The organism is Microbulbifer sp. CnH-101-G, assembly GCF_052466775.1.
Window position 1 is genome coordinate 4,230,200 of the sequence record NZ_CP174292.1, and the last position, 19,279, is coordinate 4,249,478.

A 19,279-nucleotide genomic window follows, 5' to 3' on the forward strand; every position below is an offset into this window, starting at 1 on the left:
GGGAGATGGAGCTATTCATGAAACGCTTGCGCGACTTTTTTACCAATAAATGGGTGCTCGGCATTATCGGCCTCGCAGCCCTGTCGGTTCTTATCTGGTTTGGGGCGGACTACATAAAGTTTGGCAGTGACAACGCCACGCTCTCCCACACGGTTCGCATTACCATCATTGTATTTATTTTTGCTATCTGGCTGGTGTGGAACCTGAGCCAGTGGCTGGTGGAGCGGCGCCAAAACCAGGCACTGATTAAGGGCATTGAGGAATCCCAGGAGGAAGCCCAGGACCCGGATGAAGAGCACTCCCGTGAAGAGCTCGAGGCCCTGTCGGGACGATTCCGCGAGGCCATGGATGTGTTGCGCAATGCCCGCTTTAAATCGGAGAAGGGCAAGGTTTCACTATACCAGTTGCCCTGGTACGTCATTATCGGCCCTCCCGGCTGCGGTAAAACCACTGCTTTGGTCAATTCCGGGCTGGAATTTCCCCTGGCGCAAAGTCACGGTAAAGAGGCGCTCGGAGGTGTAGGTGGTACACGCAATTGCGATTGGTGGTTCACGAATGACGCCGTGCTGATCGATACTGCCGGCCGCTATACCACCCAAGACAGCCACCGGGTTTACGACAACAGTGCTTGGCGCGCATTCCTCGGGTTGCTTAAACGCTATCGCCGTCGCCGGCCGATTAATGGCGCACTGGTTGCAATCAGCTTGCAGGACTTGATGGTTCAGACTGATGAGCAGCGCCAGCATCAAGCCAAGACAATCCGTCAGCGGGTAAATGAACTCCAGCAGGAGCTGGGTATCCGTTTCCCAATCTATCTCACCTTTACCAAGTGCGACTTGGTTGCGGGCTTTAGCGAATTTTTCGACAACCTGTCGCAGGCTGAACGCGAACAGGTTTGGGGTATGAGTTTCCCTCGCGAAGCCAACGCAACTGTCGGTGCACCACTGGATAATTTCAGGGCCGAATTCAATCAGCTGATTGAACGCTTGAATCAGAGAGTGCTATGGCGGGTGCATCAGGAGCGCAATGTCGAGAAACGTGCTTTGCTGCAAGGCTTTCCAGCCCGTATGGAGAGCCTGGCGGAGATTTTGGCCGACTTTATCAAGCAAACCTTTGAGCCAAACCGTTATGAAACCGTCCCTATGGTCCGCGGTATTTACTTTACCAGTGGCACCCAGGAGGGCAGCCCGGTAGACCGCATGATGGCCTCGGTAACGGCGGATTTTGGCCTGGAGCGTAGCGTTGGGCCCAAGTTCCAGGGCGTGGGAAAAAGTTTCTTCCTGCACCGCCTGCTTAAAGATGTGGTATTTCCCGAGGCCGAGCTGGTTGGAGTCAATCGCAAGGTAGAAAGTGCCAATCTGTGGCTGCGCAGAGGGGTATATGCCACCTTGGCCGCGGCCTTTGTGGGGTCGATCTTTCTTTGGAGTGGCAGCCTCGCTTCTAACAAACTGTCCATGGGCGAGGTCAATGACAATCTGGCGGCTTATCAACAGGCCGAGGAAAAGCTCAAGGGTAAGCGGCCCACCCCCGCGGATGTTCTGCAAATGCTTGAACCACTGCGGCAGGCCACTTCGGTATATGACCGCGAGGAACACCCCTGGATTTCCAACCTGGGATTGTATGACACCCGTATAGACCAAGCACTGGATAATCTCTATCAGCAAAAGCTTGAAACAGTTTTCCTGCCGGCACTACTGCGGGATATTGAAAGTAACCTCAGTCGCTTGGGCAGCGATGATCCGGCACTAGTGAGTACTCTCAAAACCTATCTGATGTTCTTCAACCCGGATAAATTGGATATTGCCACGGTTGAGAGTTATTACAGCGGCCGCTGGGAGCGTCAGTTACCAGGCGAGGCTCAAGAGCAGGATAAACTGCGTTTTCACCTGGGCCAGGTGTTAGCTCGCCCAATCCCCGCCAGTGTTCAGCAAAATGAGCGCGTAGTGGCCCGCGCCCGTCAGCAATTGCGACGCATCCCTGTGCCGCAAAGGCTCTTTGCGCAATTGCAAAATAGCGACCTGGGTCAGACCTCTGTGGATCTGTATCAGGAGATCGGCGGTGATACCCAACAGGTATTTGGCGTGAGCGCTGGTGATTCGCGTTTCAACATCCCCTTCCTGTACACAAAGGCGGGCTATAAGGAGATGGACTTTGGTGCCGACTCCCAATTGATGACCAATATGGCGGAAGAGCGCTGGATCTACGGTGGTGACCTCAGTGGTGAGGACTTTACCGAGGCCGACCGCGAGAAGCTGGGCGAGGATGTAAAGCGCATTTATCTGGGGGAATACCTGCAACATTGGCAATCCTTTCTCGGTGGTTTCAGTATCCGCAGATTCAACAGCACCTCCCAGGCGCTTGAGGTTCTCTCGACCCTGTCAGACCCTATTTATTCACCACTGCTGGCGATCACAGAAATCACCTCGGATAACACCCGCCTGACACCGCGGCCGGAGCTGTCTGTAGATGCCAAAGGTGTACCGTTACCGGTATCCAGCACGACGCGCCGCTTAGGTGGAGCGGCATTGGATAGTGCTGCAGGGGCTCTCAAGGATCATTACAAGCCCAATATTGTCGATGTGCGTTTCGAGGAGATACAGCGGATCACTCAAAGTGAGAAGGGCAGGCCCGCAAGGGTTCAGGAGTATCTCCTGACCATCAATAAGATTCAGGAGTACCTGACTGAAATTGATAGCGCCCCGGATTCCAATGAAGCTGCATTCGCCAGCGCCAAGGCGCGATTTGCCGGAAGTGGTGATGCGATAAAACAGCTGAGAGTCAAAGCGGCCAATGCGCCGGCACCTTTTGACCAGTGGCTGACCGATATTGCCGATAGCACCTGGGCGCTAGTGATGTCTAAGGCCAAGAGTCACCTCAACCGAGTGTGGCGGGAGCAGGTTTATCAAAGCTATGCCAATAGCCTGGCCAACCGCTACCCACTGCGCAGTGATCGCGATCAGGAGGTTCCGGTTATTGAATTTAATCAATACTTTAAGCCCGGCGGTATTGAGCAAAAATTTGTCAATGAATATTTAAAACCCTTTGTGGATACAAGAACCTGGCAAGTGAAGTATGTCGAAGGGCAGGGCATGAGTCTTTCCAAGGAGTCCTTATCGCAGCTGCGCAGGGCGGAGAAAATCCGCAAGACTTTCTTTAAGTCGGGTGAAAGCGCTGCTTATTCTTTCCGTATTGAGCCAACCAAGCTGGATTCCAGTGTGCGCCTGTTTGAACTAGAACTGGGAGACCAACGTGTCCCTTATTCACACGGGCCCAAAACCAGCAAAAAACTTACCTGGCGCGGTGGTGAGAGCAATAGGGTCCGGATAATTTTCGAAGATCTCAATGAAACCGTACACCGCAAGCACTTTGAAGGTGACTGGGCGTGGTATCGACTACTTGCAAGTTCAGACCTTGAGACAGGGCGAAGCAATGCGGAACGCCTGGTGACTTTCTCAGAAGAGGGGCGCAAAGCGCAGTTCAAATTGGTGGCCTCGAATGTTAACAATCCATTCGATCGCAGTTTGTTGCGTGGTTACCGGTGTCCGGAAACTCTGTAGTAAGGAGTGAGTGAGTTGCAAAACACCATTGGTATCTTTGGCAAGCTCCCTGGACATGGAGATTTTGTCCAGCGTCAGCTTCCTGCTAGTTTCGTCAGAGTGTGGGACGAATGGCTACAGCGTGCAGTGCATGGATCCCGTGAAATTATGGGGGAAAGCTGGCTTGACTATTACTTGACCAGTCCAGTTTGGCGTTTTGCCCACAGCAAAGGGGTCATTGATGAAAACCCTTGGGTTGGGGTTCTAGTCCCGAGTGTGGATAGTGTTGGGCGTTATTTCCCACTGACAATAGCTGCACCGTTGCCAACTGCGGTAGACATCATCTCTTTTATGTCTGAGGCCGATGGTTGGTATAGGGAGCTTACAGAGCTGGCCGTTAGCGCATTACAAAATATGTTGCATGCTGATCAGCTGTTTGAGGCCTTCAGTGCTGTACCTGTAGAGCTGGGGCGGCAGTCGAGTGCACCAACACAGAATGACTTCTTTGTAGCCAGTAATGATGTTACGGGTAATGAAAAACGTTATGCGGGATTGCTTGGACAGGTATGTCGCAAGCAATTTGCCAGTTTCAGTCTCTGGTCTTGTGAGGGATCGCAACACCTGGCGCCGACCAGTGTGCTCTGTCCTACATTGCCCGGCCCTGAGTTCTACTGCTCAATGCTTGGTGGCAGTCAGCAGAGACAGTGAAAAAATAGGTAAAGGACAGCGAGTGTGAGTCAAATAGTTGCGTTAGATAGAAATAAGCACCGCAAGTATAACGTTTTGACTGGCGATATTTCGCACAGTGAAACCCGGCATGTCTGCCAGGTATATCTATCTGAGTTCTCAATGTTAGCCGGGCAATGTCCGATCATATTTTTGAAATCCAAGGGGGAGAATTCCCTGGATAGTTGTGCATTACTGGGTATAAAGCCGGGACAAAATCTCTTTTGGCAGCTAGGAAAGTGGCAGGGTAACTATATCCCGGCGACCTTGAGAGCTTATCCTTTTTACTTACACTATAAGAATATTGCTAGCACAAGCCCTGTTATCTGCGTTGATTCCTCCTCGCTCTCACTTGGTAATTTTGATGGTGAAGGAAAGAGGCTTTTTGACGACGAGGGTGAGGTGACTAAAACCTTTTCGCAGGTCAGCAACTTATTGAGTGGGATTCATCAGCAGAAAATAAAAAATAAAGAGTTTATCCATTGCCTGACCGAGATGGAGCTTTTTCAGGAGCAGGTGGTGGTAGTCGATCTACCGGGTAATACAAAGCACCGCTTAACCGGGGTTTTTTGTGTGACCGCTGAGCGACTAAATGCGCTGACTGATAGGGACTTTCTAAGGTTAAAAGAGCTTGGCTACTTGTCGGCTATATATGCCCATATGCTTTCTCTAGAGCAATCGGCGAATCTGAGCCGGTTATTTAAGAGATATCATGCAAAATTACTTCACTAGCGGTGATGTAGTAAGAACTCGTTCAAGCTTGGCTATAGCTCTTTATCTGCGCAATTCTGTATCTGGGCAATAAAGTATCGGCAGATTAACTGGCTTGTTCAGAGCTACACCGTTAGTAAAGAAATTCTATAAAGAGACATCTAAGGTAAAAACCGCCTATTGGCAGGGCGCTCAGGTTGCTCTCAATGGGGTCAACCTATCAATCACTGCAGGAAGCAAGGGTTAGGGTATGTCGTATATCGTGGTATTCACGGGAGAAATCCGCACACATTTTGAGCGGCGAAAGGCAATAGCCGCGCTGGGTGGTGAGTTTGGATTGAGTTTTTCTCAAATAAAGGCACTTATGGCCAGTAGCCGCTCCCAACTCAAGAAAACCGCTGATAGAGCCGAAGCCTGTCGTTTTATACAAAAATTGTGGAACGCAGGTTGGCACTCCAGGCTGTACTTGGATTCTGAGCTGATACATTGCTCAAAGACGTCGGTAGAGAATGGCGGCTCCCCACTACCCGTAGTGATGGGCAAACTCCAGTGCGGAGACTCCCAGCTTCTATTGTGCGCACCACGAAACTGGGTACCCTGTGATAACTTGAATCCCAATGCAGAGATCCAGGTAGGTAATACCGATTTAAATCGCTACCTGATCGTATTGGCTCAGAAGCGTTCTGAGCTCCCTGTAACGCTTAGCCTGACAGATTATGCCGATGCTCAGATGCAACAGTGTTTGGCTAAAGTGTCCGATGGGCGGCTAGTAAGTGGGCCGAAGGCCTTAGAGCGTGCTTGGCAAACAGGCTTATTGTATGAAATGTGTGCGAATGTAGGTAATGATTCAGTCCAGTATATGGTGGCTTTTTTTCAGGGAAAAATGAGTTTCTATACCCTTTTCCTGTGGACATCTTTGCAAAGCTTTGCACAAGCAAAAGTTGAATTTATTCAAATAGTGGCAACTTTCCAGGCCTCAGAAGAAGGAGTCACTACTACAGAAAATAAGGGCTCAGCTGTAATTGCCGTGTAATGGGCCTGTCAGGATCAAGAAAATATAAAAAAATAGCAAAGATGGTTCGTTTAATATTGTGAGCTCTGCACTTTTTTTTGGCTATTGCGGATACATTGTGTCATTTGCCTTGATTAGATCTTTACAACGTGTACTCTTCTCGGAATTCTTATTGAAGGAATTGATTGGGTAGAAGGGACTTATTTTCATGGCATTCCCAAATACAATAAATATCGAAGAACTCACAGCTCCTGTTTCCACAGAGAGCCCTGTCGGTGAGGATATTCGAGAGGATCGATCACCGACTTCTGATTACTACTCCATCAAAGATGCGCGAAATAGTGCTAGGGCCGCAGAACGTTCGGCCATGTTTGATGATACGGACTCTGATCTGCTCGCTCCCTGGCGCGACGTGGCAAAGGCTGCAGAAAAGATCCTGAGTAAGAAAAGTAAAGATCTGGAAGTTGCCAGCTGGTACACAGAAGCTCTTATTCGTCTTCATGGTTTTAGTGGTTTAAGAGATGGTTTTCTCTTAATAGAGCAGCTGGTCACCAATTTTTGGGACGGTCTCTATCCACTTCCCGATGAAGATGGTATTGAAACAAAAGTAGCACCACTGACGGGTCTCAATGGTGATGGCGGTGATGGTACTTTAATGATGCCGATCCGTAGTGCGCCAATAACCCCGGAAGGGGATTATGGAGACTTTTCATTCTTTCAGCACCAACAAGCCAGAGATGCAGATCGCATTGCCGATGACGATGCTAAAGCTGCCCGCATTGAGACTTTGGGTTATAGCCTAGAAGATGTAAACCAATGTGTGAACAGTGCGAGTAATGATTGGGCCAATCATCTCATTGAGACTATAGAGGCTACTATAAGCAGCTATAAAAATATCAATGATGCCCTGCGCTCTAGTTGTGGTCACGATGCCCCGCCATCAACAAATATTTCATCTCTGCTTGATGAAGTTTTGCGTACGGCAAGATTTATCTATAAGAGCCAATTGGATGCGATAGCCCAGAGTGAGGCTCCTGTAGCACCCGAAGAGGAGCAGAGTGCGTCTACTACAGACGAATCGGTGTCTAATGTGGCGGCAACAATTCTTGCAAATGCCATTGCTGCTCCCACTGGACCTGTGAGTTCTCGAGAAGATGCTCTTAAGCTGCTAGAACAAGCCGCTAAATATTTCCGAACTTACGAGCCTCATACGCCCTTGGCGCCGGGTTTGGAGAGATTGATTGGTTGGGGGCGCATGACAGTCTCCGAGTTGATGACCGAGTTACTGCCCGATGAGCAGTCCCGTGCACTCTACTCCCAGCTTACTGGTGTCCGACTCGATGGCACGGATACCCAGCGCTATGTTGCACCACCGTCAATGAGTAACACCCCCTCACCAGCTCCAGCTGCATCTGAGCCACCTTCAAGCCCCACTGAATCTGCGCCTGCAGCTGAGGAGAACTGGGGTGGCGAAACACAAGTAGACAGCACGGGTTGGTAATTAATTAAGAATAGCAGTCCCTAAATCTAGGAAGGAGAGCTGAGATGTCTGAGAGTATTCACAATAAACTTAAGCGTGTGCGCAAACCACGTGTACATATTACCTACGATGTTGAAACCAACGGCGCGGAAGTTAAAAAGGAACTTCCCTTTGTAGCAGGTGTTATGGGCGACTACTCAGGGGATAACGCCGAGAATCGCAAAGCGCTGAAAGATCGTAAATTTGTACAAATTGATCGCGACAACTTCAATGACGTGATGGCGAAGGTAAATCCTAAGCTGAACTTGCAAGTAGAAAATACCTTGTCCGGTGATGGCAGCAAGATTGGTATTGATCTTGATTTCAAACACATGGAAGACTTCTCACCGGAAAAAATTGTCGATCAGGTTGAGCCGCTGAAACAACTCCTGGAAGCTCGTAGCAAATTGCGCGACCTTCTCAGTAAGGCTGACCGCTCTGAAGAGCTGGAAAAAGTATTAGAAGATATCCTGAAGAGCACGGAAAACGTCGGTGCTATTTCCGAGCAACTAGGGTTGAACAAGGATAAAGGAGAGGACTCAGAATGAGCACAGAAGTAGAAAATGTTGCGGAAGGTGAAGCTGAGGAACAATCGGTTAATCTTCTGGAGCAGGCAATTGCCGCAACCAAGCAAACAGAGCCGCAGGAAGCGCAGGACCTGATCGCCAACCTGACCGAGCAGGTTTTAAAAGGCACTGTTTCCTGGGACCGCAACCTGACCCAGACGATTAAGAAAGCGGTTAGCGCTATTGACCAGGCTATGTCCAAACAAATGGCCGCTATTCTGCATGATGAGAAGTTCCAGAAGCTTGAAGGCTCCTGGCGTGGCCTTAATCACCTGGTAATGAATTCTGAAACCGGTGCAACCATGAAAATTCGCATGCTCAATTTGAGTAAGCGTGAGTTGTTCCGCGACCTGGACAAGGCCGTTGAATTTGATCAGAGCCAGACCTTCAAGAAGATTTATGAAGAAGAGTTTGGTATCGCTGGTGGCGAGCCGTACGGTTGCATGATTGGCGATTTTGAGTTCACCAGCCACCCAGAAGATATAGAGTTGCTGAGCAAAATGTCCAATGTTGCCGCCGCGGGCTTCTGCCCATTTGTTGCAGCAGCTGGTGCAGGCATGTTTGGTTTTGATGACTTTACTGAGCTATCAAAACCTCGCGACCTCGGCGGTATTTTTGAATCTGCGGAATACATTAAATGGCGTAGCTTCCGCGATAGCGAAGATTCTCGCTTCGTTACCCTGGTTATGCCACGTACTCTGGCTAGAACGCCTTATGGAGCAAACACCAAGCCGATCGAAGCATTCGACTTTGAGGAGTTTGAAGTTGATGAGTCTGGAGCATCGCGCCCTGCCGATCACGATCAATACTGCTGGATGAATGCTTCCTATGTAATGGGCACAACCATGACAAAGGCATTCGCTGAGAACTCTTGGTGTACTGCTATTCGTGGTGCTGAGGGTGGTGGTAAAGTGGAAGGCCTGCCTTCACATGTGTTCAAGAGTGATGACGGTGATATGGACCAGAAGTGTCCGACAGAGATCGGTATTACTGATCGCCGTGAAGCCGAATTGAGCGCTCAGGGTTTCCTGCCGCTGTGCCACTATAAGAATACTGATTACTCAGTATTCTTTGGTTCTCAAAGTGCACAGAAACCAAAAGCTTATGATGACCCGGATGCAACCGCGAACGCGGCTATTTCCGCGCGTCTTCCCTACTTGATGGCCACCTCCAGAATTGCTCATTACCTGAAAGTAATGGCGCGGGACAAAGTGGGCTCTTTTATGGAAGCAAGTGACTGTGAGCGCTGGTTGAACAAGTGGATCACCCAGTACACTAACTCTAACCCGGATGCGAGCCCTGAAATGAAAGCAAAATACCCGCTTTCAGAGGCCCGAGTTGAAGTTAAGGAAATTCCGGGTCAACCTGGCTGCTACAGTGCTGTTGCCTACCTTAAACCATGGCTGCAAATGGAAGAACTGACCACTTCTATGCGTATGGTTGCCAATATCCCGTCTGCTGGGTAAAACTCGATGCCCGCTTCTTATTAGGAGCGGGCATTCTTATTTGAAAGGTCTTGTTCAGGACCTGAATACAATTAGATTTCTCAAGAAAATGCTAATGGGAGTTTTCCGGTGCCCGGCGCAATGAAAAATGCATTTACGGAAGATTATTTAGATATTTTGCCGGAAAAGTTAGCGAGCGAAAATCAAGCTGAACTGAAGAAATTCTTACGCGAGCCAGATGAATTATTTTCGTTTGAATACTGGCTGACTGAAATATGTCCGTGCCCTAAAAAAGAAAACTTCTCTGTTCGACAATACTTAAGTCGTCTTATTGTTGAACTTGATGAACTTATCTGCGATCAAGTTAACCGGATTCTCCATAACCCCCGCTTTCAACGTCTTGAAGCAAGTTGGCGTGGGCTCGCCATGTTGGTTTTTGATACGCCGCACTCAGACAATATCAAGATAAAGTTACTAGATGCCAACTGGAAAGATTTAAGTAAAGATATAGAAAGAGCTCCAGATTTCGACCAATCTGGACTTTTTCATTTAGTCTATAACGAAGAATTCGGCACCCCGGGTGGGGAGCCTTTTGGCTTGTTAATGGGAGATTATTATATTTCCCATAGGCCCTTGCCTGACCATCCTTATGATGATGTTTTTACCTTACAAGGCATAGCCCATACGGCAGCCGCCGCGTTCGCACCGTTTGTTTGTGCCGCTACTCCTCAGTTGTTCGGTGTCGATCACTTCGATGACTTGGCCAAGCCCATTCGTTTTTCAGAGGTTTTCCGCCAGAAGGAGTATATACGGTGGAACAGCTTACGGGACTTAGAAGATAGCCGTTTTCTGGCCGTTACTTTGCCTCAGGTACTTATGCGTGAGCCTTATAACCTGAGCTTTTCAGAATATCGTGGATTGAGATTTGCAGAGCAGGTGACCGGATCTCATAACCGGCGTTATCTATGGGGTAATGCTTGTTTTGCAATAGGTGCTGTACTTTTACGTGAATTCAGTGAGGTAGGTTGGTTTTCACATATCCGCGGTGTTGCTCGTGATCACTTTGGTGGTGGATTGGTTACGCAATTGCCTGTTATGCCCTATAGGCCGGATAGTCGCCCGGGCATGGTTAAAATGTCCACTTCAATTCTAGTTACAGATTTTGTAGAAAGAGATCTTTCCGAATTAGGCTTCGCTTGCCTGAGTCACTGTTACGATACGCCTTATAGCGCTTTTAACAGCGTGCCCTCTTTACAAAAGGCTAAACAATATAGCTCCAAGGCGGCCACAGCGAATGCGCGTATAAGCTCGATGTTGCAACAAATTCTTTGCGCATCGCGTTTTGCACATTACATCAAGGTCATGATCAGGGATAAGGTGGGCGCCTATATGAATGCTGCGGACTGTGAACGTCAGCTTCAACACTGGCTGGATCAATATACAACTGGCCGAGATGACTTATCCTGGGAGATGCTGGCACGTTACCCACTGCGTGAGGCACGCGTACGAGTGGCCGATGAGCCGGGCAAGGTTGGCAGTTATCAAAGTGTTATTCATCTAAAAAGCCACTATACAGTGGATCACTTAGTATCTGAACTAAAGCTCACCACGGCATTGGCAACGATTGGTGTTGGGGCTTAATAGGATTATGGCAAGAGAAAAACGGCTATTGGCTCCAGTGCTAGATCGATTATTGGAATCATCTAGCAAAGTAAATATGCACCAATCCCATCAAATTCTTCGCCAGTTACGTGAAGGAGTGCGGCGCGATCTAGAGTATTTGTTTAATACCCGCTATCGCTGTATTTCTCCTCCTGATGCTTTACGGCATCTTGAAGAGTCGAATATTAATTATGGTCTTCCGGATTTATCAACTGTTAATTTATCCTCATTAGAAAGTAGAAAACAATTTTGCCGTGATATTGAGAAGACTATTCTTCATTTTGAGCCAAGGATTCGCTCGGTAAAGGTTACCACCCAGGATAAAGTCGATGTGGAGGATCCCAGTATTCGTTTCCGTGTAGAGGCGGTACTACATGTTAACCCTGCTTCGGAAGTCATTGTTTTTGACTCCGCTTTAAATCCGGTGACACAAATGGTAGATGTTTCTGAGATTATGTAATGAGCGAAAAATTAATAGATCTTTATGAGCGTGAGCTCGCTTTTATTCAGCAAACCTCTGCTGAGTTCGCACGCATGCACCCTGCTGCTGCATCACGCTTGCAACTGGATGCAGATACCGTAGATGACCCACTTGTGGGCCGTTTGTTGTCTGGTTTTGCTTATATGAATGCCAGGGTTCAACAAAAACTCAGTGATGACTTTCCTGAGTTGACAGATGCAATGCTGGAAACTCTGTATCCACATTATTTACGCCCAATCCCCTCTTGCGCCATTGTACAATTCGAGCCGGATTCAGATCTGGATGCAATCACTCCCGTTGAAGCAAAAACGTTATTAGAGAGTGATAGCTTTCAGGGGCAAACCTGTAGGTTTACGACCTGTTACCCAGTAGAAATTAATCCTTTTCAGCCTGTCAGCGCTAGCTTGATGCCACGTCCGTTTATTGCACCTGGCTGTAATGAGGTTCAGGGGGCAAACGCAGTCCTTAAGCTATCTCTTAAAGCATTAAGCCCTGATCTTAGTTTTGCAGAAATGAAGCCGGAAAAAATTCGCTTTTTTTTGCGCGGTCAAGCAACCCATGTTTATAGTCTCTATGATTTGCTCTTAACTAAATGTGTAAAGTTGGTTGTGGCAAATGGAGAGAGTGACCCCAAGCCTACGTTTCTATCGCCAGAAGATATTCGACAAGTGGGAATGGAGGCAGAGGAAGGCTTGCTGCCTTATCCTGATACCGCTTTTATCGGCTATAGATTGCTGACTGAATATTTTGCTTTTCCGGAAAAATTTCTCTTCCTGGACATTGCAAATTTGCAGGAAGCATTGAATGATAGTTTTTCAGATACATTAAATTTATATTTTTATCTTTCCGAGACTCACGAGGAGTTGGAAAAACAGCTGGTGCCGAGTATGTTTGCTCTCGGCTGTACACCTGCCATCAACCTATTTAAGCAGAGTGCGGATCCTATTCCACTGACGCACACTCAATATGAATATCATATTGTTGCCGATGCGCGCCGCAGTGATGGGTTGGAGATTTACTCCATTGATGAAGTTGCTGCAACAGATGGAGATGGTGAGACAACCAGATATAGACCCTTCTATGGTATTAAACATAGTCAACATCATGCAGAACAGTCTGCTTTCTGGTTTAGTCGGCGTCGTGAAATTATTGAAGGCGAACACCGTAATGAGCAGGCATCTGAAGTCGATATAAGTCTTGTAGATTTAGATTTTAATCCACACAGAATTAATGACCAGACACTCGATATCAAGCTAACCTGCTGCAATCGGAATCTGCCTAAAAAATTACCTAGTGGTAATTCCCAGCCATATCTTGAAGTCGTTGATGGTGATGTTCCGGCAAGCCGTATTAGTTGTGTTGTTGCGCCAACGGCAACCTTGCGGCCTCCTAGAAGAGAGAGAGGCTATTGGAAATTAATTTCACACCTGAATCTTAACCATCTTTCTCTGTCCGGAAGTCAGGGGTGTGATGCCCTCAAGGAAATTTTCAGGCTTTATGATTTTAGGGATTCAGCGAGTACTCGAAATTTGATCGAGTCTTTATTAAAACTGAATACCAAGCCAATCACTGCACCTATTCAGATTGATCAAAGTGTAGTTCTTTGTCGAGGAACTGAAGTCGAAATTGAGCTCGACTCAATGATGCTTACTGGAACCAGCCCATTACTGTTTGCCAGCGTTATTGAGCGTTTTCTCGGTCTTTATTGTTCTATTAATTCATTTACTAAATTGATTGCTACCATGAGTGGCAGAGATGGAGAGCTGAAAAGATGGCCACCTCGCGCAGGCGAAAAAGCTTTACTGTAATAGAGCGGCTGCGTCGAGAGCCCTACCACTTCGATTTCTATCAGGCCGTTCGAATCTTGGAGCGGGCTGTGTCTATGGCTGATGGCGAATTTTGTGAAGAGCCTATAGCCAGTGCAGCCCCGCCAGCTAAAGAAATGGTTCGCTTCAGTGCCCAGTCTGGGTTGTCCTTTATTGGGTCGGATGTTTTACGCCTGGAAAAAAAATTAAGTAACAATGCCGAGATACAAGATAAAGAGATTAGCCAGTGGCATATGGAGGTTGGATTCACTGGTTTAATCGGTAGCCAGGGCGTTATGCCTTACTATCTTACAGAGCTAGTTCAAAAAGAACTTAAAGAGAATAATACCGCTTTGCGGGATTTTCTTGACATATTCAATCATCGTCATACCTCTCTACTTTATAAGGCCTGGCATAAATACCAACTGCCTGTAAATTATGAGCGTCAGCGCTTGCGCAATGAAAGAGCCCCTGACATTTTTACCCAGGCAATTGCTTCTCTAGCGGGACTAGGCACTAGTGAGATGCGCTATCGAATGCCAATTCCCGATGAAGCACTTCTGGGTATGGCGGGGCACTTGGGGCAGGGGCGCTGCTCGGCAGTGGCACTGACCAGTATGATTCAACACTTCTTTGGTTTGAATGTTTCTATTGAGCAGTTCCAGGGACAATGGGATGAATTACCGGAAGATATTCTCTGTCGTCTGCCTTGTGAGGAAGCTCCTAGTGGAGTTAATAACTGCCTCGGAACTAATACAATTTTGGGTACACATTGTTTTCAGGCTCAGAACAAATTTCGGATAGTTATCGAGCCAATGGCCTATGATCAATTCATGACTATTGCTCCGGGGACACAGAAATTGGAATCCCTAAAAGCATTTATCAAACTTAGTGCTGGAATTGAACTGGATTTTGAGCTGTCAGTCTCGCTACCTGCCCAACAGGTTTCACCGGTGCAATTAAACCGCAAGTCTGATCACGACCCTCTGTTAGGGTGGAATACCCACATGGCCAGTGAGCAGGAGCCTGCAGAACTTATACAAATTACATTAAGTGCTGACAATATGTCGCCAGATGAAGCATTACCTGCGGCATGATTATTCGTTAACAATAATTTTTAAAAGGATCTTTTCACTGTGATAAATATCGATTTGAAGCGGCTCGTGGATACCATGACACCGCATATGCGCGACTCCCTAGAGGGTGCGGCCGGCCTCTGTCTATCACAAAATCAATATAACGTTGAGCTTGAGCACTGGTTGCTGAAGTTATTGGACCAATCAGATACCGACCTCTATCACCTGCTTGAAAAGCATGACTGTAATCCTGCAAATTTTGCAAAACAGCTTGCATCTGCTATTGCTGGATTTCGTTCGGGTAGCAGTCGTCCACCTGCGTTATCTCCGACCATTGTAGAGGCAGCTAAGAATGCCTGGATGTTGGCTTCTATAGATTATGGTCACCGTGCTATCAGCTCTGGGCATTTTCTTGCGGCTTTGTTATTAGAAGAAACTTCACGTCGCCAAATTCTGGAGTCTTGCCCAGAGCTCAAAAATATAGCTCCGGAATCCATTCGTGAAACAGCTAGAGCTATGTTCGGTCAAAGTGCCGAGTCTAGCCATATTGGAGCCGCAAGTGCTACGGACGGTGGGGCCGCTGCAGTAGCAGCTGCTGCTAGCAAGGCCCCAGCTCTTGATAGGTACACGGTCAACCTCACCGAAAGAGCTAAGAAAGGGGAAATTGATCCTGTTCTTGGGCGAGATGAAGAGATCCGGCAGTGTATTGATATTCTGACTCGTCGCAGGCAAAACAACCCGATTCTTACTGGCGAGGCGGGAGTGGGTAAAACCGCAGTGGTTGAGGGCTTTGCTTTACGTATTGCCAGTGGCGATGTGCCTGAACCCTTGCGTGGTGTTGCCGTGAGGACACTTGACCTGGGCTTACTTCAGGCGGGTGCCAGTGTAAAAGGGGAGTTTGAAAATCGTCTCAAATCTGTAATTGAAGAGGTTAAATCCTCGCCAACACCTATCATTTTATTCATTGATGAGGCCCACACCATGATTGGTGCTGGGGGTAAAGAAGGCCAGGGTGATGCAGCTAACTTGCTCAAGCCAGCGTTAGCACGGGGTGAGTTAAGGACCCTGGCTGCGACAACCTGGGCTGAGTATAAAAAGTACTTTGAACGTGATCCTGCCCTTACCCGACGTTTCCAGGTTGTAAAGGTTGAAGAGCCCTCTGAGACAGATGCAATAGATATGATGCGCGGTATTGCTGCTACTCTTGAGGAACACCACAAAGTGCGTATCCTGGACGAAGCAGTTATTGCCTCAGTTAAGCTATCTCATCGCTATATCCCTGGTCGCCAGTTACCCGATAAGTCTGTAAGTCTGCTGGATACAGCCTGCGCACGTGTAGCACTTAGTCAATCGGCTACCCCTGGTGCAATTGAAGATGCTCGAATCAATATTGATCGAACGAATACTACACTGGCCAAGCTAGAGCGTGAAAACGCAGCTATGGGTGAACATGAAGAGCAGCTAACTGAATTGAGGGCGTTCAAGCTAGCTGAAGAACAGCGTTTAGCTACTTTGGAACAACAGCTTGTTAAAGAAAATGAGTTAATTGAGCAGGTTCAAAAAATTCGCGACCAAATTGATTCCGAATTTATGAAAGGAAAGGGCGATCAACAGGAGCCCGATCCCGCTTTATTAGCTGATTATCAACAGCAGTTAAAAAGCCTCTCTGCAGAGCTTGAGTCCATACAGGGTGACACTCCATTAATGCAACCCGCCGTTGACGAACAGGCTATTGCTGCGGTGGTTGCCAACTGGACAGGTATTCCTGTTGGAAAAATGGTGAGTGATGAAATCATTGCGGTTAAAACACTGGCGGAGCGACTCAATAAGCGCGTGATTGGGCAACCTCATGCAATTGAGGCTGTTGCCCAGGCAATTCGCACCTCTCGTGCTGGTCTAACCGACCCGCGTAAGCCCGTAGGTGTATTTATGTTCTGCGGAACCAGTGGTGTAGGTAAAACTGAAACGGCTTTGGCATTGGCCGATGAATTATTCGGTGGCGAACAAAATATCACCACGATCAATATGGCCGAATTTAAAGAAGAACACAAAGTATCTATGCTGTTGGGATCCCCTCCTGGATATGTCGGCTATGGAGAGGGAGGTGTTCTTACAGAAGCTGCAAGACGTAAACCTTATTCTGTAATTCTGTTGGATGAAATGGAGAAGGCCCATCCTGGTGTTCAGGATATTTTCTATAACCTATTTGATAAGGGTTCCATTAAAGATGGTGAAGGGCGTGATATCGACTTCAAGAATACCGTTATCATTATGACCTCCAATGCTGGTGAGGATGCTATCAGAGCTATATTCAGCCAGGTAGAAGAAAAGCCGGAGCCAGATGTACTCCTCGATAATATTCGTCCACACATACTACAGAAATTCAAGCCGGCATTTCTTGGTCGTGCCAATGTAGTTGCTTACTATCCGCTGGATGATGAGAATCTGGTTGAAATCTGTAAGATCAACATGCGTAAGATAGAAAAGCGTGTACGAGAGCACTATGGTGCCTCTTTCTCATATGATGAGGACGTGCTCATTAATATTGTGGCACGTTGCCACGAAGCCGATACTGGGGCTCGCAATATTGAGGTGATTTTAAATAAGACTCTATTGCCAGAATTGGCTAGTGAATGCTTGGATAAAATGGCGAAGGGTGAAGAGGTTAAAGCAATTAAAGTCTCTGCGACTGAAGAGGGTGATTTTGCCTATAATGTAGAATAATTTGAAACTAGCCCAGTAGTGAGATTAACTGGATTTCATTACTGGGCTGGGTACCACTTAATATCATGTGTTATCGTTACTTCTGTTGACTTTATTAGTGAATCATTCTTCCTGCTCTCATGACTAAGTCAGAGATAGCTCGATGCATCCGTAGGAATACCATACGGATAAATGAAACTGTTATATCAACTCCCTCAACAACAACCATCCCAATTAATTGCGCAAATCTACGTATAAGACGCATTACCCAGAAAGAAATATCTTTGCTGATTTGGTAAGCGTTGTGCAAGAAAATTGCCAGCCTGTCTAAGATCGTAAATGTTGTACTTCCTGCCACAACCAGAGAAATTCCAGCCAGATGACCTATCTTTTTTAAGACCCAGAGTAGAGCTTCTCCCGCCATCCAGATTGTGTTCATAGATAAGGAAATAATACCTTCTGACCTTAACCAAGCCTCAATACTCTTGTCCAAATTGTCTTTTGGTCTTTTTTGTCTAACTGTATCCCAGTCCAAACTTGTTTCATTTGGGGCGACTGAGTCAATGTATGTTTCACTACTATGATTTGTCACAGGATTGTAACTTGGTGTCATTAATTCAAAATCTCCTACGCCACTATCAGGCACATGGATAAATGGCCAGGTAGGTACCATGGGAACTACATCGGCACGGTGATAAACGCGATAAATATTTTGGGGTGTCAATCGACGTTTGCAACTCGCGGAGAAATGTTCAAGCCCAACTCTTGGGCTACCATAAGTGTATAATTTTATTGTTTTCCCTGTATTTGAGGATAGCCAGTCGGCAGCGAGTGTTGCTAGTGCCCCTCCAAGACTATGTCCGACGCAATGTATCGTATGTACATAAGGAGGAAGGTGGCGTGAAAAGTCCTCTAGTTGGGGAAAGAAGCTCTCAAAGGTATAATAAAAACCTTGATGTACAGACCCTCCAGTATGAAATCGTTTGATTCCAGCATTTAGATCTGTCAATAGATCATAACCACTGGCTGTTCCTTTTAGAGCTACAAATGCTTGTCCTTTGAAATTATCCTTGCCGCAGGTTGCAATTCCCATCGCGTGAGCACTCTTAATTAGAGTAAATGCACCTGTTTTGCCTTTAATTTTATTGGGGAGGTCTTCTTTTAGGTCAAAGTCATCTTTGTATAAGTCGAAAAATATCTTCTGATCATTTGGCTTTTTTATTAGATATATATCTGCAGCGAGTTGCGCGCTATATTGTGGGGTGAGCATTGTTTTGGCCTTCTTGTTCTATAGAAACTTGCATGATGTTTTAAGGGCAGACTTAAATTTCCTTTCTGTTTTAGGTTCGTCAGTTAGTTCACAAGCTAAATTGATAGGGCTTCCATTCATTTCGAAGTTCTCAGCTGGATTTCTTTTTGCATAAATCCATATTAAATAACTTCTATTTTCGTACTCTACATTTATACTTTGTGAGGAAATAAACTCGACTGGCAAAACCTGTGTTATTGAGCTTTCAAATTCAGCTGGAAGTAAAACGTTGCCTTCTTCATCTGAAGTGAAAATGTCAGTTTTTTCCTCCTTCCAGTCAATACTGCGAGTTATTTTTGCTCCTGCTACTGGATTGCCATCTAATGTGATTTTAATTTTCATTTCAGAAAATGTGCATGCTTTTAATGGGTTGAGAAAAGCCATGCCGTAAGCTCCCCCTGGTATTAATAGAATAGATAAAAGTGCGGTTTTTATTGCGAAATATATTGTTTTATTGCTCATGAGGTAAGAGTTGTTTATGTTAATTCATGAATATAATATCCATGTTGTCTTGGATTTGAGTGAGTCTTATAGATTTCCCTGTTGTTTGGTTTGGCAATCTAGTTAGATGTTAAAAAGCTGATATATCTTCTATGGTCGGTTTGTTAGAAATATTTTAGAAATTAAAGATGTGTGCTCCTTAGTTTGTGTTCAAAGGATTAGTGCACATGAGTAATTTATAGAACTGATACAATATTTGCTTTTGTATACAGGGCGATAAAAATAAA

At 46.6% G+C, this 19,279-nt stretch carries 14 protein-coding genes; 12 read left to right on the top strand and 2 right to left on the bottom strand.

Annotated features, from left to right (window positions below; translation table 11 throughout):
• The first annotated feature begins 17 nt into the window (after positions 1-17).
• The 12 genes from tssM (at position 18) to tssH (ending at position 17,263) form a co-directional block, all read left to right on the top strand.
• Positions 18-3,557 carry a type VI secretion system membrane subunit TssM gene (gene tssM, locus ACJJID_RS18800; RefSeq protein WP_444920775.1) on the top strand — a complete coding sequence of 1,180 codons (3,540 nt, stop codon included), beginning with the start codon at positions 18-20 and terminating at the stop codon, positions 3,555-3,557.
• 15 nt (positions 3,558-3,572) lie between these two features.
• Positions 3,573-4,244 (top strand): type VI secretion system-associated protein TagF, encoded by a 672-nt coding sequence (gene tagF / locus ACJJID_RS18805; protein ID WP_444920776.1) that lies wholly within the window; start codon positions 3,573-3,575, stop codon positions 4,242-4,244.
• 24 nt (positions 4,245-4,268) lie between these two features.
• Positions 4,269-4,994, top strand: coding sequence for a SapC family protein (locus ACJJID_RS18810; protein ID WP_444920777.1), 726 nt, complete (start codon positions 4,269-4,271; stop codon positions 4,992-4,994).
• Positions 4,995-5,223: 229 nt separating this feature from the next.
• Entirely contained in the window at positions 5,224-6,006 is a 783-nt protein-coding gene (locus tag ACJJID_RS18815; protein WP_444920778.1) for a hypothetical protein, read from the top strand.
• Positions 6,007-6,193: 187 nt separating this feature from the next.
• Entirely contained in the window at positions 6,194-7,486 is a 1,293-nt protein-coding gene (gene tssA / locus ACJJID_RS18820) for a type VI secretion system protein TssA (protein ID WP_444920779.1), read from the top strand.
• Positions 7,487-7,530: 44 nt separating this feature from the next.
• A complete protein-coding gene (tssB, locus tag ACJJID_RS18825; RefSeq protein ID WP_152450758.1) occupies positions 7,531-8,052 on the top strand; it encodes a type VI secretion system contractile sheath small subunit in 522 nt (173 codons plus the stop codon).
• Positions 8,049-9,536: a type VI secretion system contractile sheath large subunit gene (gene tssC, locus ACJJID_RS18830; protein WP_152450760.1), complete on the top strand. Its 1,488-nt coding sequence runs from the start codon at positions 8,049-8,051 to the stop codon at positions 9,534-9,536. Before tssB ends, tssC (ACJJID_RS18830) begins: the two co-directional genes overlap by 4 nt.
• Before the next feature lie 120 nt (positions 9,537-9,656).
• On the top strand, positions 9,657-11,156 hold the full coding sequence (tssC, locus tag ACJJID_RS18835) for a type VI secretion system contractile sheath large subunit (protein WP_444920780.1): 1,500 nt from the start codon (positions 9,657-9,659) through the stop codon (positions 11,154-11,156).
• 7 nt (positions 11,157-11,163) lie between these two features.
• Positions 11,164-11,637: a type VI secretion system baseplate subunit TssE gene (gene tssE, locus ACJJID_RS18840; RefSeq protein ID WP_444920781.1), complete on the top strand. Its 474-nt coding sequence runs from the start codon at positions 11,164-11,166 to the stop codon at positions 11,635-11,637.
• Positions 11,637-13,466, top strand: coding sequence for a type VI secretion system baseplate subunit TssF (gene tssF / locus ACJJID_RS18845; protein WP_444920782.1), 1,830 nt, complete (start codon positions 11,637-11,639; stop codon positions 13,464-13,466). Before tssE ends, tssF begins: the two co-directional genes overlap by 1 nt.
• Positions 13,430-14,560, top strand: a complete 1,131-nt coding sequence (gene tssG, locus ACJJID_RS18850; protein ID WP_444920783.1) for a type VI secretion system baseplate subunit TssG — start codon at positions 13,430-13,432, stop codon at positions 14,558-14,560. Before tssF ends, tssG begins: the two co-directional genes overlap by 37 nt.
• Before the next feature lie 39 nt (positions 14,561-14,599).
• Positions 14,600-17,263 carry a type VI secretion system ATPase TssH gene (gene tssH / locus ACJJID_RS18855; RefSeq protein WP_444920784.1) on the top strand — a complete coding sequence of 888 codons (2,664 nt, stop codon included), beginning with the start codon at positions 14,600-14,602 and terminating at the stop codon, positions 17,261-17,263.
• A gap of 94 nt (positions 17,264-17,357) precedes the next feature.
• On the opposite strand, the gene ACJJID_RS18860 is transcribed toward tssH, so the two are convergent.
• Positions 17,358-18,512 (bottom strand): lipase family protein, encoded by a 1,155-nt coding sequence (locus ACJJID_RS18860; protein WP_444920785.1) that lies wholly within the window; start codon positions 18,510-18,512, stop codon positions 17,358-17,360.
• 18 nt (positions 18,513-18,530) lie between these two features.
• Positions 18,531-19,013, bottom strand: coding sequence for a DUF6795 domain-containing protein (locus tag ACJJID_RS18865; RefSeq protein WP_444920786.1), 483 nt, complete (start codon positions 19,011-19,013; stop codon positions 18,531-18,533).
• Between the last annotated feature and the right edge of the window lie 266 nt (positions 19,014-19,279).

Excerpts from the sequence above, each read along its gene's own strand:
- tssM (WP_444920775.1), top strand. The coding sequence starts at position 18 with ATGAAACGCTTGCGCGACTTTTTTACCAATAAATGGGTGCTCGGCATT.
- ACJJID_RS18815 (WP_444920778.1), top strand. The coding sequence starts at position 5,224 with ATGTCGTATATCGTGGTATTCACGGGAGAAATCCGCACACATTTTGAG.
- tssA (WP_444920779.1), top strand. The coding sequence starts at position 6,194 with ATGGCATTCCCAAATACAATAAATATCGAAGAACTCACAGCTCCTGTT.
- tssB (WP_152450758.1), top strand. The coding sequence starts at position 7,531 with ATGTCTGAGAGTATTCACAATAAACTTAAGCGTGTGCGCAAACCACGT.
- tssC (WP_152450760.1), top strand. The coding sequence starts at position 8,049 with ATGAGCACAGAAGTAGAAAATGTTGCGGAAGGTGAAGCTGAGGAACAA.
- tssC (WP_444920780.1), top strand. The coding sequence starts at position 9,657 with ATGAAAAATGCATTTACGGAAGATTATTTAGATATTTTGCCGGAAAAG.
- tssE (WP_444920781.1), top strand. The coding sequence starts at position 11,164 with ATGGCAAGAGAAAAACGGCTATTGGCTCCAGTGCTAGATCGATTATTG.
- tssF (WP_444920782.1), top strand. The coding sequence starts at position 11,637 with ATGAGCGAAAAATTAATAGATCTTTATGAGCGTGAGCTCGCTTTTATT.
- tssG (WP_444920783.1), top strand. The coding sequence starts at position 13,430 with ATGGCCACCTCGCGCAGGCGAAAAAGCTTTACTGTAATAGAGCGGCTG.
- ACJJID_RS18860 (WP_444920785.1), bottom strand. The coding sequence starts at position 18,512 with ATGCTCACCCCACAATATAGCGCGCAACTCGCTGCAGATATATATCTA.
- ACJJID_RS18865 (WP_444920786.1), bottom strand. The coding sequence starts at position 19,013 with ATGAGCAATAAAACAATATATTTCGCAATAAAAACCGCACTTTTATCT.